Origin of the sequence: Paeniglutamicibacter antarcticus, from assembly GCF_039544305.1 — a bacterium.
In the GTDB taxonomy this organism is placed as follows: Bacteria; Actinomycetota; Actinomycetes; order Actinomycetales; family Micrococcaceae; genus Paeniglutamicibacter; species Paeniglutamicibacter antarcticus_C.
Genome location: NZ_BAABLK010000022.1, coordinates 83,898 through 99,772, shown reverse-complemented (window position 1 = coordinate 99,772; position 15,875 = coordinate 83,898). Strand labels below are relative to the sequence as shown.

Below are 15,875 nucleotides of genomic sequence, written 5' to 3'. Positions count from 1 at the left end.
CCGCCATCCTAAAACCCGAGGTTCCTCAGCCAGTCCGACAGCTCGTCCTCGCGCTGGGTCGCTTGGTCTTGGCTCCATGTCCCGAGGTGGCGCGAATCGACCAGCAGCCCATCGCGCAAGTAGATGACCCGGTCTCCGCGAGCCGCACATCCAGGATCGTGCGTCACCATCACGATTGTCCTTCCACCGGCATGCACATCGCTCAAAGCGTCCATGACCTCTTTCGACATGCTGCTGTTCAAGGCACCGGTGGGTTCGTCGGCAAAGAGAATTGCCGGCTCCGAGGCCAGGGCCCGGCTGATGGAGGCGCGCTGCAACTGGCCGCCGGAGGCCTCGGTGATTCCGTGCCGCTTGATAGCGGTGATGCCGAATCGCCCCATCAACGAATCAACCCGAGCGATGGCCGCTTCCCGATCGTGCGGCGATGCCTTCAGCGCCGGCAACAGGATGTTGTCGCGGATGTTCAGGTTCCCCAGGAAATGGCTCCGCTGGAAGATGAAGCCCATCTGCGTCAGCCGGACCTGGCTCATCTGCGTATCGTTCAGCGAGGTCAGGTCGCGCCCCTGGAGCAGGACGGATCCGCTGGTGGGTCGATCCATGCCGCTGATGCTGTAGAGCAGGGTCGACTTCCCGGAGCCCGAGGCCCCCATGACGACGAGGAATTCGCCGGCTTCCACCTTCAGATCGATCCCGTTGAGCACCTGGGCCGGTGGATCCGTTGAATAAAACGTCTTGGTGAGGTTCCGGCACTCAAGTGTCGCGGTCGCGGTCGTTTCCATGCTTACTCCTGTGATCCCTTGAGCCATGAGCTCTTGTCTGCGGCGTGCAATCGTGAGGTCAGCGCCACGGCTCCGAGGTATCCCGCAGAGATCAGGCTCAACGGGTAGATGAGGTAGACCAGCCACGGCACGGGGATGAAGTGCAAGGACGAAATCCCGAGTCCCGCTTGGGAGATCGCGGCACCGACGAGTGCGTCTCCTGCCGTCGCGGCCACGACAACACCGATGAGCGTACCGGCCACGACGGTGAGCAGGATCTTGAGCTTGACCTGGCCAGCGAGCTCACGCGAGGAGAATCCGATGGCGCTGAGCACACCCATCTTGGATTTGTCCTTGGTGAGGCGCAGCTTCAGGAACAGGACCGTGATCAACAAAGCAACGCCGAGCCCAAAAATGTACGCCAGGATGGCCGCACTGTGAAACGCTTCGGTGACGTAGGCCAGTGTTTGCGCCATGTACTCGCGCATCGGGATCACGGTGGCCGAGGTGTGGCTCTGGTTGTATTCGCGCGCCAGGGTTCCCGGGTCCAGGTCCTTGGCGGTGTCGGCATACATCACGAATCCCAGGGCGTCCTTGCTATCACCCCCACCCGGCATCTTGCCGGTGTACCCGCCGCTGGTGACGTCTTGGTAGATCCCGCTGACCGTGACGGCCTTGGTGCCATCCGCCGTATCGCCTCGAATGGACATCTCATCACCGATCGACAGGTTGTACTGGTTCGCGTTCATCACCGATAGGGCAATCTCGCCCGTCCTCGGTCCCTGGCCTTCAAGGAAGGCCACGGTGTCCCCGGAGTAGTCGCCGACCGTGACCCGCAGTCGCTCCCACCCCTCTTCTCCCGGTGTTTGGTAAAGGACTTCGGCGAAGTCGCGTATCGCGGTGATCCGTTCGTCGGCTTCCAAATCGGCGAGGATGCCCCGGTGCGCGGCGTCCATGTCGTAGGAGAATTGCAGATCGATGCGCAGGTCGCTTTCCGGGGCTCCCATGTAGGTGATAAATCGGGGGCTTTGGAAGGTAGTCAGCAGGTTGGTGGGCAGGATGACCAAGATCGCCACCAAGGCAAAGACCACGGGGATCAGGGCCCATTGGCCGGCTTCGGCCCGTAGATCAAGCAGCGCCAGGCGATGGTTCATGCTCCCGGGACCGGTCAAGGATGACTCGCTGCGCTTCGCACGCCGGGCCAGCGTCTTCGCCCGTCGGGCGGTCTGCGTTTCATTCAGGGTGCTGCCGTGCACCAACGCACCGACAACCTCGATCTTTTTCACCCCGCGCAGCACACCGTGGCACATCGCGACGACGATCGTGAAGACCAACAGCAACGCAGCCGCGGGTACCAGGAACGTCACCGGTCCCACGGGTGCCTGGGCGTAGTTTGCCTGCACGCTGCGCGTGAGCAGTCCGGTAGCAATCACACCCAACGCCCCGCCAACAATGCAGCCCAGCAGGGCCATGACAGTGTACTTACCCAGGTAGAGCCCGGTGATGCTCCGATGGGGAAGGCCGATCGCCTTCATCACACCGATTTCCCTCACCTCGTCCTCCAACGCCCCGCGAATCACGAAACGCAGGTTCAACAAGGCGATCAGCATCAACAGCCCACTGACGAAGACCAAGGCCACGGCGACCAAGCCGTCGCTGAAGACATTGATCAGCCGGATCATCTGGAACGTCACCGCCTGTCCGTTCTTCGGCAGGGCGTCCACTGACTCGTAGGTCTTCTGGAACTGTGCCGACGAGGCACTGTCAGCGAGTCGATACTCGAGAATGATCTCGGCCTCCCCGCCGCCGGCAACGGCCAGGTCTTCGAAGTCCTCCTCGGCCACCAGGAACCTGGTGGCCGAGGACAGCGAAGAAGCCATCTGGGAATCGCGGACGAAACCCCGAATCACCAGCTGGTGGTTTCCGGTATCCGTGCGGATATCCAATTCGTCACCGATCTGCAGGCCGAAACCCTGTTGGTAGCCCACCGGAACATAGACCTCACCCGCAGCGGGCCGGGGAATTGTGCCGGCACCGTCAATGAGGAAGTCGAAGTCCTCGTTCTGTGCCACAAAGAGGTTGTCGATCAGGCTGGAGGAAAAATCGCCGGCACCACCGGTGGAAGGTCGCTGCCACGAGACGGCCGCCCCGTCGAATCCGAGCATGTCCTCAATGAGCCACGAATCGATCTCCGGGTGTTCCCCGGCGAACTCGGCCAGCGCCTCGGCATCGGCCTTGCCCTTGTGCATCTGCAGAAAGTGCGGTGGCTTGGCTTGCTCGAACAGGGCGTTGACCGAACCCACCGAGCGTTCCATCACCATCGCACCGGTGGACATCAAGAACGCACTGATGATGAACATGACGAACAGGGATATGTTGACGCCCTTGTTCCGGACCAGGTCGTTGTACGCGTATCGGAGGTACAAGGAATCCTTCATCCGGGGTCCCCCAAGCCCGACGGAACCATCGCCTGCGGCACACTCGGGAAAATGATACTCATGACGGGCTCCTGTCAGGCGGTTGAGAATCAGCTTATGTTTTTGCTCTTCCGACCGGTATCAGGGGAAGCCCTGGTCCTCCCCCGGGAAAATCGGGCCGGTCCCCGATATCTCGGCCAAGCACGGCCGTCCGGGCAGTGTTGGCCCCGCTGCCGCCGGCCAGTAGCCCGTCGGCACGCGATAACTAAATAGGGATAGGCTTGATGCCGGACCCATCCGCAACAAAAACCCGTTGCTCCGTGGGATCCGACGCATCGTCCCGAGGATCCTCTTGCCTTTCACTCTGGCCCACCCGGCTGCCGTCCTGCCCTTCCTGCGCGAACCCTTCGTGCCGATCGCTTTGGTGGCCGGTGCGATGGCGCCGGACCTCCCGTATTTCGCCATGGTGTCCTCCACCAGCGATGCTTGGTACGAACCGATTCTTAACGGCGGCAACTCGCATGACTTCGCGCAGATCCTCTCCGTGGGTCTGCCCTTGGCCTTGGTTCTCTGCGGCTTCCTGTGGTTGGTTGCACGCCCCCTGCGCTGGGCTACGCCCGATGCGTGGGTGCCCGCCAAGACAAAGCCCACGGGACGCAAACCCAGCAGCGCACGCATTGCGCTGTGGATCTTCTACTCCTTGGTGCTCGGGCTTTTCACCCATATCGCATGGGACGCCTTCACCCATTCCCATGGCTGGGTGGTCCAACAGCTCCCCTTCTTGGGCACCGAGATCATCAGCGGCTTCCCGATCTACCGGATCCTGCAGCACCTTAGCACCCTGGCCGGTCTGTTGATCATGCTCCTGTGGTACCTCAAGCGGCTGAAGGCAACCCCTGTACCTATCCACGAGCAACGAACGCAAAGGGTTGCCCTCCGGGCAACCCTGGTCGGAGCATTGCTGCTGGTGCCTACGATGTTGGTGGCAGGGCTGGCGGTTGCCGGCGGGTTTTCCTCGGATGCCGGGCTCAGCGTCGAATCGTTCTTGTGGATCGCCAGCACCCGCGGCGGTGCAGCCCTGATCATCGTGCTTGCGGCCTACGGCCTCATCTGGCAGGGTATGGTCCTCGCCAAGAAAGTGCGAAAAATCAACCAGCGAAGCGCCTAGGGCCCTCGCCTCCCGGACCGGGTTCGGCGTCGGTCTTCTGCGTGGGCGCCCAAGCCTGAACCACTGGCCCGCGCGGACATCTCCTGCCCGCGAACCAAACACGGCTGCACAACCCCAACCCGTCCCCGAGCATGGTCGCACCGGAATCGGTGGTTCGTCACCATGGCCCTGATGTGTTGTGCTTGGACCATGCGCATTGAACTCGACGCCGGGGCCCTGCCGGTCCGCAATGTCTACCGACTGCTGACCTCGTTGGTGATCCCGCGCCCGATCGCATGGGTATCCACCCTCAACGAAGCGGGCCTAGCCAATCTGGCCCCGCATTCGTTCTTCACGGTGGCTTCCGCGGACCCCGGGATCGTGCAGTTCACCTCGGTGACACGCAAGGACACGCTGCGAAACATCGAGTCCACCGGCGAATTCGTGGTCAACCTCGCGCCCCGCGCGCTGATGGAACAAATCAACGCCACTGCCACCGAGTTCCCCAGCGATATCAGCGAGTTCGATGCCGCGGGGCTGAGGAAAGAGCCCAGCCGCACTGTGGCAGCTCCCCGGATTGCAGGCTCCCCCGCCGCCCTTGAATGCTCCCTGCACCGGATCATCGAGGTGGGCAATTCCTTCCTGGTGCTGGGCTTGGTCACGCACGTTGCCCTTGATGAGTCGATGCTCAACGAGGCCGGGCATCCACAGCCCGAACGGTTGGACCCCGTCGCACGGTTGGGAAGCAACCAGTGGGGAACCCTCGGCGAAGTGCTGGCCCTGGACCGCATCACCCTGGAGCAGTGGGGTGCAAACACCCAAAAAGACTAAGAATCCGGAGTCAGGAAGTGGCTCTCCCGTCCTGCCCCAGCGACCCACCGGCGCACGTTTCCAGCCTGGCTTTCGCGACACAGCTGTCACTTTTCAGACAAACAGTGGCGCAGCCCACTTTTCCTTGCTAACTTTGTGATGGCCAAAGGCGGACTTCCCCCAGTTAGAGGGAAGTTAACAACCAGGCGCAACTAATCCATCAGCCGTTTCGAAGCTGTGGAGGGACGCCTGGAAAGCGCAAGACCAAGGCACCTTGCTCCATGGTTTCGTCTGGAGCACAAGGAAGTCGCACCATGAACAATTCCATCCTTTCAGCGGAAAACATGGCAGCAGCCGTCGCCATCGCCGCAGAGAACGTCCGCAATGCGGGTGGCCCGTTCGGTGCCCTGATTGTCACCGCAGACGGATCACGCTTCGAAGGCGTCAACAGGGTCACCGCAAGCAACGATCCCACCGCCCATGCCGAAGTCACCGCCATCCGCAACGCCTGTAAAACACTGGGCACCTTCGACCTGAGTGGTGCAGTGCTCTACACCAGCTGCGAGCCCTGCCCTATGTGCCTGGCCTCCGCGCTGTGGGCACGGGTCTCCCGCGTGGTCTATGCCGCTGACCGGCACGAGGCAGCCGCCGCAGGCTTCGATGATGCGGCGTTCTACGAATTCTTCGAGGGCGATCCGGCCGACCGCTCGGCCATGATGCGCGTCGAGCACATCACTGATGAGGGCTTCGACCATCGTGAGCCCTTCGCACTGTGGTCAAATCTCGACACCCGCATCGAATACTAGGGGCGAACCGAACGGTTCGTACCTTAGCCCAGGATCCGCAGCATTTCGTTGATCTCATCCTTGTTGAATTCCTTGGGATCCAGGACGTGACCTTCTTCGAGTCCAAGCCATTGACGACATTGCGCGTGTTCGGGATGCTGGGCGTCGTTGGCTGCTTCGATCTTCTCGGCCCAGCCCCAGACGCCGCCGGCGTCTTCAAAGGGCGCCATCCCCCGTCCTGCGGTACAGGAAGGTACCAGCTGGTTCGTGTTCGCTTCCAGGACCTTTTCAAGCGTCACGCGGTGGCGCCAGTCGTCGCCGAAGTCATAGGTGTAGTCGATGGCATCGCCTTCGATGCCCAGCACCGCAGAAAGTACGACACCGCACTCGTGGACGTGCACATCATCCCAGGGACCGGAACCCTCGGGATCGCAGGAGTACATAGTTCCTCGGTATCCGTCTTTCTGGAAGGCGTGCAGGTGGCTGTCGTCCCAGAAGAATGCCATTTGGATCAGGCGGTGCAGGTCATCCAACCTGGAATCGGAGGGCACCAGGAGGCGCCGCCATACCGGTGGTTTCGAACCCACCAGCATGACCTTGAGCCGATAGACAGGCGCATCCGATTCGTGTGTGGCGGTCCGCTGGGCCCCGATGGCCTCCTCCGCACGGGACCCCAGAGCAAAGTGGCCTTCGTCGTCCCACAGGTCGACGGCGAACACCTCCTCGACGCTGCGAACCATATGCTCCGGAACCGTGACATGGGTATCAATCCGGACCAACCCCAGCTCCGCCATCAGACGGAAGTGGTCCATCGCGGTTCCGGCGATGGCCATCAGCATGAACCCGTCATCATCCCCGCCAGGCTTCGGAGAATTGCCCGCCATCTCGATTCGCTCCACCGGCAACGGGGTTGGCCCGCATCCAAGGGTCAACACCATCTTGTGCATAAGCCACAGGGACGGGCCCAACATCATGGTAGTTGCCACTGCCTCCTCCAGGCTGGCCAGGTAGCCGGTGGCGAGGCTTCGATAGGCTTCAAGCCGCACCGGGTCCGACGCTTCCGTCCACGCCCTGCCCACTTCCCCGGGGACGGCCTTGGTTGAACGCACATCCAGGAGACCGGCCTCGAGCATCGCAGCCCAGAGCTCGTTCAGCACCGGAACATCATTCATCGAGCGAACCTTGAGCGGTCCGCCGTCACTGGGATCATCGGCGGGGGTTTCCAATCCCGGTATCGCGTGCTGGTCGGTAGCAGGACGTTGCCGGGTTCCGATGGCCGCGACGCCAACGCAGGCGGCCGCCTGCTCAATATCCGCCAGACGCAGCACCCCTGTGCTTGTCACCGGCCGTCCTGCCCCAAGCCATGCGAGCAAAGCGGTGACATGGGCAGTCAATGGCATTGCTTCGAAGGCGGCCAGTTCTTCGGCTAGGGGGATTTCCGGGATGAAGATTTCCGGCAGCTCGGGGACGGAAATTTCTTCGTCCCCAAACAATGCATGCACTTGCTCATAGTCCTCGACCGTTCCGGACCACCGGTCGGTCTCAAAGAGGAAATCGAGGTAGAGGTGCAAGGCCCCCGCCACTACTGCCACGTCTTCGCCCAGCTCTTCCCCGAGCGAATCCAAAACCGCGGTCACGTCGCCGAAGGCGAAAGACGTGATGTTGTTCATGGGCGTAGCATCGAGCAACTCCCCCAAGGCCACACCCGCGATCTGCAGGCAGGCCAAGGCCTCGTCCGGTTCGCCCTCGGAATCTTCAAACCACGACACGAATCCCGCCGTCAGTGGAGCGAGGAGTTTTTGTGCACGAAAGGAGCCAATGGAAACCGGCACAGAGGAATCGTTGAGCCGTCCGGGATGGGATCCTGTCTTTGGCTTTCGTGATTTCTTGGCCGGATGGTTCTTGTTCTTCTTGCCCATGGGGCTCCAATTCATCTGGAATGCTGGCTCCGTCCTGGCATCAAGGCTAAGACGACCATCGTGCCGGCACAAGCCGGTTCCCGGCAGCCGGGTCCCGCGCACCGGTCTGACAGGACCGAGGGGCCGGTCCTGATGGACCGGCCCCTCGGGACTACAAAATGCTCTTTCGTGGTCTTTCCGTGCCTACGGTTTGGTCACCAGGCCCTTGTCGACCATCCATTCGAAAGCGACATCGGCGGGCTCACGTCCCTTGACGTCAACCTCGAGGTTCATGGCCTGAAGAGCCTCGACGGTGAGCAGCGGGGATATCTGCGCAAAGACATCGACGATTCCCGGGTACTCATCGACAAAGGCCTTGTAAAAGACCGGTGCACCGTTGTAGGCGGGGAAGAACCCCTCATCGTCCTCGAGTACCGTCAGGCCCAGGGCCTTGATTCGCCCGTCGGTGGTGAACACCTCGCCGAAGTTGCAATCGCCCTTGTCGGTGGCGCTGTAAACGGCGCCGGTGTCGTAGATCCCGATGTTGGAGTCAGGCACCCCTTGGGGGTCCCCGCGCTTGAGACCGTAGTGCTCGAGCATCGGGTTCATGCCGTCGGAGCGGGAGTTGAATTCCGATTCAACGCAAAACGTCCGGTCCTTCACAGGCAGGTCCTTGAGCTGGGACAGCTTGCTGATCCCGCCCAGGTCCTTGACCGCTTCGGTGCGTACGGCCATCGCGTAGGTATTGTTCATCGGAGCGGGCTGGCCCCACAGGACTCCGTTGTCCAAGTCCTCGTCATGAACGGCCTGCCATTGTTCCTCCGGATCCGGGATCCCTTCCTCGTGACCCATGTACGTCAGCCATGCGGTGCCGGTGTAGTCCCACATCACGTCGGCCCGCCCGGAGACGAGCAGCTTGCGTGCCGGGACACTGCCAGGCACATTGGTCAGGTCGGTGACCTTGAATCCGGCGGCCTGCGAGGCCAGCACGGCGATCTTGCCCAGGATCAGTGCCTCGGTGTAGTTCTTGCCGGTCACCGTCATCTTTGCGCCGGCTTCCAAGCCCTCCAGAGGCTGGATGCTGCCCGGTGCCGCCAGCGGTACGTAGCTGGTGGCCGGAGCCAGGCCACACCCGCTCAGCACCAGGCCCGCGGCCGCCACCACGGTGGCGGACTTCAAGAATTTTCCGAGTTTCATATCTAAAGTCCCTTCGGGCGGGCCAGCTGTTCGAAAGCGCGGCCAAGCCAATCAACTAACAATGCCAACAGCGCCACTAGCAGAGAGCCCGCGACCAGGACGAAAGTCAGCCCCAGGTTGACACCGGTGATGATCAAGATGCCCAGTCCGCCGCCATTGATGAAGGCGGCCAGGGTGGCCGTACCCACCAGCAATACCAGCGCGGTTCGCACCCCTGAGAGCATGACCGGGATCGCCAGCGGAAGTTCGACCCTGAAGAGCACGGACATTGAACTCATGCCCATTCCTCGACCAGCTTCGACGAGCCGCTCGTCAACTTGTTTCAACCCGACCATGGTGTTGGTCAATACCGGCAGGATCGCATAGACCACCAGCGAGACGATTGCTGCCCAGTATCCGAACCCGATCCAAAATGCCAGGAGCACGATCAGGCCAACTGCGGGAGCCGCCTGGCCGATGTTGGCTATGGCCATGACAGGGTTGGTGAAGCGGCGCATTGACGGCCGGGTGAGCACGATCCCCAACGGGATCGCAATGACGAGCACGATGACCGCCGAGACGGCCGTGAGGCTCAGGTGTTCGCGCGTATATACCAAGAGGGCGTCCGCGGCCAACGTGGTGCTTTCGGTCTCGGTGAGATCGGCGGTGAAGATCCAGGTCAAAAGTGCGGCGATGGCCACCAGGATTCCCACAAGCTGCAAGGACAATATCCGCCACGGGTGCTGCACCGGCTTGAGGACCGCTGCCGCCGGGTTGCCCTGAACGGTTTGCGCATTCGCACTCATCGTGGCTCCTCCGCGCTGGGTGTCTGGGCAGCCATCGCGTTCTCGACCGACAGCGCCGGAATGGCACCGGAGTTCAGGCCCACGGGGGCCTCATCTCCGCCAACCGCCGAGTTGGCCGCGGAGATGGCCTCCATGATGGTCTGCACGTTGATCAGGCCCTGGAACACCTCGCGCCGACCGGTGACCACAGCGGTATCTGCGCTGGCAACAAGCATGGTGTCCAACGCGTCATTCAATGTGGACTGGTCGCTGACCACCGGCATCGAAGCATCAACGGTGTCATCGACCAGTTGCATCCGTGAGAGCTGGCGCCGTGTCAGGCGGCGAAGCGGGCGACGGCGGCTATCGAGCACCACCGCCGTGGGGGCACCGGCCCCCTGGAGCTTGGACAGGACATCGCTGGCCAGGTCCCCGGGCAGCGCGGTGACGGCCTCCACAAGCTCAACCTCGTTCACCCGGGTGAGCGTCAGCTGCTTGAGCCCGGCACCGGATCCAATGAAGTTCTCGACGAATTCATTGGCCGGGTTGGCCAGGATTCGTTCCGGCGAGTCGTACTGGACCAACTGCGCGCCCTCGTCGAAGATGGCGATCCAGTCGCCGAGCTTCACCGCTTCGTCGAAGTCGTGGGTGACACAGACGATTGTCTTCTGCACTTCCGACTGGATGTTCAGCAGTTCGTCCTGCAAGCGTTGGCGGGTGATCGGGTCCACAGCGCCGAAGGGCTCGTCCATGAGCAGGACCGGCGGGTCGGCGGCCAGTGCACGGGCGACACCCACGCGTTGCTGCTGCCCACCGGAGAGTTCCTTGGGGTAGCGATCGCGATAGATGGCCGGGTCCAGGGAGACCAGTTCGAGCAGTTCGTCGACCCGCTCGGCGATCTTGGCCTTGTCCCAACCAAGCATTTTGGGAACGAGGCCGATGTTGGTGGCAACGGTCATGTGCGGAAAAAGGCCGCCGGCCTGGATGACGTAGCCGATTCCACGGCGCAGCGTGTCGCCGTCCATCTTGGTGACGTCTTGGCCGTTGATGACGATCTTGCCGCCTGTGGGTTCGATCAGGCGGTTGATCATCTTAAGCGTGGTTGTCTTGCCGCAGCCCGAGGGGCCGACGAACATAACGAGGCTTCCGGCCGGGATTTCCAGGGTGAGTCCGCCGACTGCCGGCTTGACTTGGCCTGGGTATTGCTTGGTGACTTCTTCAAGCAAGATGGATGTGCCAGTGTTGGCGCCAATGGATTCAGACACGGATACCTCGCGGTGTGGTTAGTCGGCCGATGCCGAGCAGGATGAGATCAAGAATGAATGCCAGGATGACAACTCCGATGACACCGACAAGCAAGGAGTCAAGGGACTTCGCGCCGCCGATCCGGGAGAGTCCGGAGAAAATGAAACCGCCAAGGCCCGGGCCCAACGCATAGGCGGCAATCGCGGCAACGCCCATGACCATCTGAGCCGATACCCGGATGCCCGAAAGGATGACGGGCCATGCCATGGGAAGCTCTACGGTGGCCAGGGTGCGCATGCGGCTCATGCCGATGCCGCGTGCCGATTCAACGATGGCCGGGGATATCCCGTCCAGGCCGACGATGGCATTGCGAACGATCGGCAAGGCTGCAAAGAAGGTAACGACGATGACCGACGGCGTGACACCGAACCCGAACGGTGCGATCAACAACCCGATCGCAGCGAAGGAGGGAACGGTCAGCCCGATCGCGGAAATGCCGTTGGCCAGGCCGGACAGTGATTTATTTCGATAGACCAACGCCGCGATGCCCACCGCGATGATCGTTGCCAGGATCAGACACTGCGCAACGAGGGAAAAGTGCTGCCAAGAGGAAAACAATATTTGGCGGTAACTGTCGCCAATAAATTCAAACACATCAAAACCTGCTTCACTTTGGTTACGTAGCCTGCTCTCGTCGGCCCGAACGACCTCGGATACGGTGTAAACCTACGTGACTGGCGAGAGCATATCCACTTTCGAATCGCCTCCTAGTCATATCGTGATGATTCTGAAATTGGTGGATTTACATCGAAGATATCGTAATCTTGCTGATTTCTTCGTGGTCCAAAAAACCAAAATTATCTGAAAACTTTCGATTATTCCGCAAAAGTCGATCAGTTCAATCAAACTGATTAGTTTCGATTTATGGATCATTTCCACTACCGCCGGCTCTGCTGGACCCCGCGTCAGGCTTGCCAAACGAAATCGCAGCTTGACTTGACGGCGTTGGCGCTAGCCTCCTTGAATATCAGGTAACCGTGAAGGTCACTGCGCTGGCGCACCGCTCCCTCCTCCGGTGTCGATCACCCTTACCTGCAGTTTCACAACGAAGTCCCGGAATCACCCGAGGGCCGGTATCTGCCGCGTTACTGCGCTTGACCTTGTTCGTGACCCCCATCATGCGGTGGTTCCGCAAGGCCAACGCCCGTCGAGCACTCGGTTCGGACCCACTTCCTTGTCCTCGAATGGACGAACGCGCTCCAGGCCGGTCGGCATTTCCCCACTGGCTCAGCCCAGCTCGATGCACAGCCTTCGGCTGCTCCGGCCGCTCCGCGACCGAAATATGCCGGCCAGCCGAAATCTGCGCCAATGACCACTAGTCACAGTCGATAAACTGGTTCGTCGGCATAGGATCCTTGCTTTCAAAATTGAATTAGATGAGACAATGATTCCGATACCGAATTATCGATTCCCTCCATCGATCCGGAGACCTCTGGAATGCTTGATTCACGCCAGCCGGCCATCTAGGCGGCCGCCACCCGTCGGTATCCCGTGATGGTGCATTGTCGGTATTTTTCGCATCGTGTTAGACATGAGACCTGTGTGACCGCCATCTTCACTGTTCCGCGGGCACTTAGCCGCTGGACCTCTCGGAAAGGAAATTGCAGTGGACGATCCAATCTCTTCAGAATCGGTGTGCTTCACCGCTATACGCACCGCCATCACTCACACACGTATCATCGACGGCGCCGGCAGTCCCGCGTTCCCGGGAGACATCGTCCTCCAGGACGGAATTATTGCCGCTGTCCTGCCTTTCGGCGCGTACAACGACGACGGGGCCACCGTGGTCATCGACGGCACCAACCTCGTGACCTGCCCGGGCTTCATTGACATGTTCGGGACTTCGGGCACCGCCGCGAGCGGCGGGGAATCCGGGCAGTCCGCACTCGCCCGGGGCGTCACCACCGAGGTCCTGGGACTTGAAGCCTCAGTCAGCGCACCGCTGGGCAATGGTTCAGGGGGCCCGCTCGAATCAGTCCAGGGAACCAACATTGCCTTTATGGATTCCAGGGAAACAGAGGGCGTCCAGGCAGCTGGCTCCGAAGCAGAGAACCCCACCGACAGCCAGCACGGCACAGCGACCAATTCCGCAGCTTCCCCCTCCCACCTCGAGAGTCCAGGGATGCTCGCCTCTTTGTTGCCCAGTTGGGCCCGCTCGGGCGAAACCGACGAGATTCTGGCCGAGCTCCGCGAAGAGGAAACCGTGTCGCGGATCCGTGCCGATATTGAAGCCTCAGAAAACCCTGATTGGGACGAGATCGTCATCTCCATGGTGGAATCCGGGCAACTCGATGTTCTGGTGGGGCAATCCATCAAGCAGATCGCGGCCATCCAATCCTCGGATCCCATCAGCACGTTCTTGCGGATATTGCGAGCCGATTCACTGTCCACAGAAATGCTGCAGGGCAGCTGCACCGATGAAGACCTGCGCAGCATCGGCTGCAATCCCGCTCAGGCCAACATTGCCGAACCCGTGGACCTGACTTCGGCGATCCACCAGATGACGGGCCTGCCGGCGTCCATCTTGGGCCTTGCCAACCGCGGAGTCCTCGCAACGGGCCATGCCGCCGATGTGCTGGTTTTCGACCCGGATGCCATTATTGATGTGGCCGCCTTTGCCGATCCACGGCAACCGGGGGCAGGAACCACCTATGTGTTCGTAAACGGCGTGCCGGCCGTCTTCGACCATCGACCCATGTCGGCCTCGGCCGGCCGCTCCCTGCGCCGCGGCGCGGAAGGAACTACGTAATCCCTATGAACACACCGGAAATGATCGAGCTGCTCAAGCGGGACAGGTCCCTTGCGGTGGTGCGCACCGAGGCCATCACCGATGCCGCCGAACTCTGCGGCGCGTTGGTCGCCGGCGGCATCAACGCCGTCGAGCTGACCTTCACCATCCCCGACATGCTCACGCACCTGGCTTGGGCGGCCGAGACGGCATACACCCATGGTGCCACCGTGGGGGCAGGCACCGTGCTTTACGCCGACCAGGCGCGGGCAGCAATCGACGCGGGAGCCCAGTTCATCGTTTCTCCAGGCATCCGCCCGGAAGTGGCCGAAGTTGCGGTCCAAGCCGGGGTGCCCTTCTGCCTCGGAGCCATGACCCCATCGGAGGTCGCCATGGCCCTTGACCTAGGTAGCGCAATGGTCAAGATCTTCCCCGCCGGCACGATGGGTTCGGGGTACCTCAGCGACCTGCTCGAGCCTTACCCGGGCGTGCGGCTCCTGGCGACCGGACGCATCACGCTGGCCAACGCCAATGAATTTCTCGAAGCCGGGGCACTGGCAGTCTGCGTCGATTCCGCCGTGGTCCCCGGCGCCTTGGTGGCAGCAGGGGAACACGAGGCGATCTCCAGGCTCGCAGGCGAGTTCACCTCCGTCCTGCACCACTAGAACAGGTGCATGGTACTGCCCGTGGATGCCGCGATACGGCTCTTGATCCACCACGGGCAGGACCCAAGCGAGGTACTGCCCTGCCAGTCCTGCCCCGGCGGTTAACGCGTGATGTACATGAAGCCGCCCATCGATGGCTTCATGTACATCAGGAAAAATCCGCGGCGACAGTCTCGGAACGCGGAGTACCTACACGCTCGAATCGCGCTCAACGCGACCGGTGTGCATGTTGTATTGAGGCTTCTGGAACGAAAGCTCACCTCCGTTTCGCCCACCGTAGGGCCGACCATGGTCCGCGTACTCTTCGCGGTAAAAAAGGATTCTCCAATCCCCGAGCTCGACCCGGGCACCGCTTCGAAGCGTGTATTCGCTCCCGGGCTTCAGCCCGGCGCTTCCACCTACCCGGCCGACGGCAACAAGCACATACTCGTCAAGCTCGTTGTGCACGACCTTGGCGTGAATCGGGTCTAGGCCAGGAAGCACGAGACCTGGACTCTCAGCACTTCCGATGTCCAGTCCCTCATCGGGAATGGCAAAAACCTTCGGCGCCTTGCCGTTCCAGCTTTCGCTGTCCTTGACGTAAATCAGTCGCGGTGCGCCACTGCCTCGGGTGTAGTGCGTAGTGGTGGGGCGTCGGCGGTAGTTTCGCAGAACCGTGGGCACCAGAGGGAACATGGTCCCGGGGATCGCCACGCTCTCTCCCATGCCCGCACCGGATTTGCGTGACAGAAGCTTGCGGGAGGCACTAAGCTTGCCGACCCTGACGGCGGAGGAGCTGGTGCCGATCCTGGAGATGAGATTCGACTTCACATTTCCGAGGTTGACGAGGTTCCCGTCAGGCCCGTCAACGACGAGTGTGATCCCGGCTTCCTTGAGCTTTTGCGCAAACTCGTTCAGCCCGCTTCGGTCAATGGTTCTCGCCGAGGGGAAGTCCGAAAGCGAATCGGCTGTGACGGTAATCGTCCGTCCGGCCGCCTTGATAGTTCCGTTGGTCTGCTCCGGCTGGCTTTTACCGTCGCCGGGCGATTGAACGGAAAACGTCATGTCTATGTCAAAGCGCATGGCACAGTCCGCCTACTTGCGGTAGGGATCTGAACCCGCGGCTTCATCATCACTCGTGGTGACACGCAATGTTCCGTCGAATTTCCACGTGGCCCGCGGTGCATCGGGCCCGATGTCACGAGGGACTTCCACGGTCATGTCCACCAGCGTGTAGTTAACCGCAGCGCCACGTCCGGTCAGGTAGGTCCATAGTTCACGGCCAAGATCCGACCAATCGCCGATTTCCGCCTCAGGCTGTCCCGATGCTGCGTTAATTCCGGTGTCTTCCACTACAACCACACTCCGATTAGTAGGAACAAGAATCGCTAAAGATTAATTTATCTAGCTAGGCTAGCGACC

General features: G+C 61.3%; 14 protein-coding genes. 5 read left to right on the top strand and 9 right to left on the bottom strand.

Annotation, left to right across the window (positions count from 1 at the left end):
- Positions 1–8 precede the first annotated feature (8 nt).
- Both ABEA12_RS05485 and ABEA12_RS05480 read right to left on the bottom strand, forming a co-directional pair.
- Positions 9–779: an ABC transporter ATP-binding protein gene (locus tag ABEA12_RS05485; RefSeq protein WP_210099606.1), complete on the bottom strand. Its 771-nt coding sequence runs from the start codon at positions 777–779 to the stop codon at positions 9–11.
- Positions 780–781: 2 nt separating this feature from the next.
- The gene (locus ABEA12_RS05480; RefSeq protein WP_210099605.1) at positions 782–3,196 is read right to left on the bottom strand and encodes an ABC transporter permease; all 2,415 of its coding nucleotides are present in this window, start codon (positions 3,194–3,196) and stop codon (positions 782–784) included.
- Between the two features lie 331 nt (positions 3,197–3,527).
- Between ABEA12_RS05480 and ABEA12_RS05475 the strand changes: the two genes are divergently transcribed.
- The 3 genes from ABEA12_RS05475 (at position 3,528) to ABEA12_RS05465 (ending at position 5,938) form a co-directional block, all read left to right on the top strand.
- Entirely contained in the window at positions 3,528–4,343 is an 816-nt protein-coding gene (locus ABEA12_RS05475; RefSeq protein ID WP_210099604.1) for a DUF4184 family protein, read from the top strand.
- Positions 4,344–4,532: 189 nt separating this feature from the next.
- Positions 4,533–5,153, top strand: coding sequence for a flavin reductase family protein (locus ABEA12_RS05470; protein ID WP_210099603.1), 621 nt, complete (start codon positions 4,533–4,535; stop codon positions 5,151–5,153).
- A 293-nt stretch (positions 5,154–5,446) separates the two neighbouring features.
- Positions 5,447–5,938 (top strand): nucleoside deaminase, encoded by a 492-nt coding sequence (locus ABEA12_RS05465; protein WP_210099602.1) that lies wholly within the window; start codon positions 5,447–5,449, stop codon positions 5,936–5,938.
- Between the two features lie 23 nt (positions 5,939–5,961).
- Here the strand turns inward: ABEA12_RS05465 and ABEA12_RS05460 are convergent, their stop codons facing one another.
- The 5 genes from ABEA12_RS05460 to ABEA12_RS05440 form a co-directional block, all read right to left on the bottom strand.
- Positions 5,962–7,836, bottom strand: coding sequence for a plasmid pRiA4b ORF-3 family protein (locus ABEA12_RS05460; protein WP_210099601.1), 1,875 nt, complete (start codon positions 7,834–7,836; stop codon positions 5,962–5,964).
- 183 nt (positions 7,837–8,019) lie between these two features.
- On the bottom strand, positions 8,020–9,012 hold the full coding sequence (locus tag ABEA12_RS05455; protein ID WP_210099600.1) for a glycine betaine ABC transporter substrate-binding protein: 993 nt from the start codon (positions 9,010–9,012) through the stop codon (positions 8,020–8,022).
- 2 nt (positions 9,013–9,014) lie between these two features.
- Positions 9,015–9,797 (bottom strand): ABC transporter permease, encoded by a 783-nt coding sequence (locus ABEA12_RS05450; protein ID WP_210099599.1) that lies wholly within the window; start codon positions 9,795–9,797, stop codon positions 9,015–9,017.
- Positions 9,794–11,041, bottom strand: a complete 1,248-nt coding sequence (locus ABEA12_RS05445; RefSeq protein WP_210099598.1) for an ABC transporter ATP-binding protein — start codon at positions 11,039–11,041, stop codon at positions 9,794–9,796. The genes ABEA12_RS05450 and ABEA12_RS05445 overlap by 4 nt, the downstream gene beginning before the upstream one ends.
- A complete protein-coding gene (locus ABEA12_RS05440) occupies positions 11,034–11,675 on the bottom strand; it encodes an ABC transporter permease (protein ID WP_210099597.1) in 642 nt (213 codons plus the stop codon). Before ABEA12_RS05440 ends, ABEA12_RS05445 begins: the two co-directional genes overlap by 8 nt.
- Before the next feature lie 1,012 nt (positions 11,676–12,687).
- Here ABEA12_RS05440 and ABEA12_RS05435 point away from each other — a divergent pair.
- Together ABEA12_RS05435 and ABEA12_RS05430 are read left to right on the top strand one after the other, a co-directional pair.
- Positions 12,688–13,830, top strand: a complete 1,143-nt coding sequence (locus tag ABEA12_RS05435) for an amidohydrolase family protein (protein ID WP_210099596.1) — start codon at positions 12,688–12,690, stop codon at positions 13,828–13,830.
- Positions 13,831–13,835: 5 nt separating this feature from the next.
- Entirely contained in the window at positions 13,836–14,474 is a 639-nt protein-coding gene (locus ABEA12_RS05430; RefSeq protein ID WP_210099595.1) for a bifunctional 4-hydroxy-2-oxoglutarate aldolase/2-dehydro-3-deoxy-phosphogluconate aldolase, read from the top strand.
- A gap of 189 nt (positions 14,475–14,663) precedes the next feature.
- Here the strand turns inward: ABEA12_RS05430 and ABEA12_RS05425 are convergent, their stop codons facing one another.
- Together ABEA12_RS05425 and ABEA12_RS05420 are read right to left on the bottom strand one after the other, a co-directional pair.
- Positions 14,664–15,536: an FHA domain-containing protein gene (locus ABEA12_RS05425; RefSeq protein ID WP_210099594.1), complete on the bottom strand. Its 873-nt coding sequence runs from the start codon at positions 15,534–15,536 to the stop codon at positions 14,664–14,666.
- 12 nt (positions 15,537–15,548) lie between these two features.
- Positions 15,549–15,806, bottom strand: coding sequence for a hypothetical protein (locus ABEA12_RS05420; protein ID WP_345466846.1), 258 nt, complete (start codon positions 15,804–15,806; stop codon positions 15,549–15,551).
- Positions 15,807–15,875 lie beyond the last annotated feature (69 nt).

Excerpts from the sequence above, each read along its gene's own strand:
- ABEA12_RS05470 (WP_210099603.1), top strand. The coding sequence starts at position 4,533 with ATGCGCATTGAACTCGACGCCGGGGCCCTGCCGGTCCGCAATGTCTAC.
- ABEA12_RS05425 (WP_210099594.1), bottom strand. The coding sequence starts at position 15,536 with ATGCGCTTTGACATAGACATGACGTTTTCCGTTCAATCGCCCGGCGAC.
- ABEA12_RS05460 (WP_210099601.1), bottom strand. The coding sequence starts at position 7,836 with ATGGGCAAGAAGAACAAGAACCATCCGGCCAAGAAATCACGAAAGCCA.
- ABEA12_RS05480 (WP_210099605.1), bottom strand. The coding sequence starts at position 3,196 with ATGAAGGATTCCTTGTACCTCCGATACGCGTACAACGACCTGGTCCGG.
- ABEA12_RS05485 (WP_210099606.1), bottom strand. The coding sequence starts at position 779 with ATGGAAACGACCGCGACCGCGACACTTGAGTGCCGGAACCTCACCAAG.
- ABEA12_RS05430 (WP_210099595.1), top strand. The coding sequence starts at position 13,836 with ATGAACACACCGGAAATGATCGAGCTGCTCAAGCGGGACAGGTCCCTT.
- ABEA12_RS05455 (WP_210099600.1), bottom strand. The coding sequence starts at position 9,012 with ATGAAACTCGGAAAATTCTTGAAGTCCGCCACCGTGGTGGCGGCCGCG.
- ABEA12_RS05465 (WP_210099602.1), top strand. The coding sequence starts at position 5,447 with ATGAACAATTCCATCCTTTCAGCGGAAAACATGGCAGCAGCCGTCGCC.
- ABEA12_RS05450 (WP_210099599.1), bottom strand. The coding sequence starts at position 9,797 with ATGAGTGCGAATGCGCAAACCGTTCAGGGCAACCCGGCGGCAGCGGTC.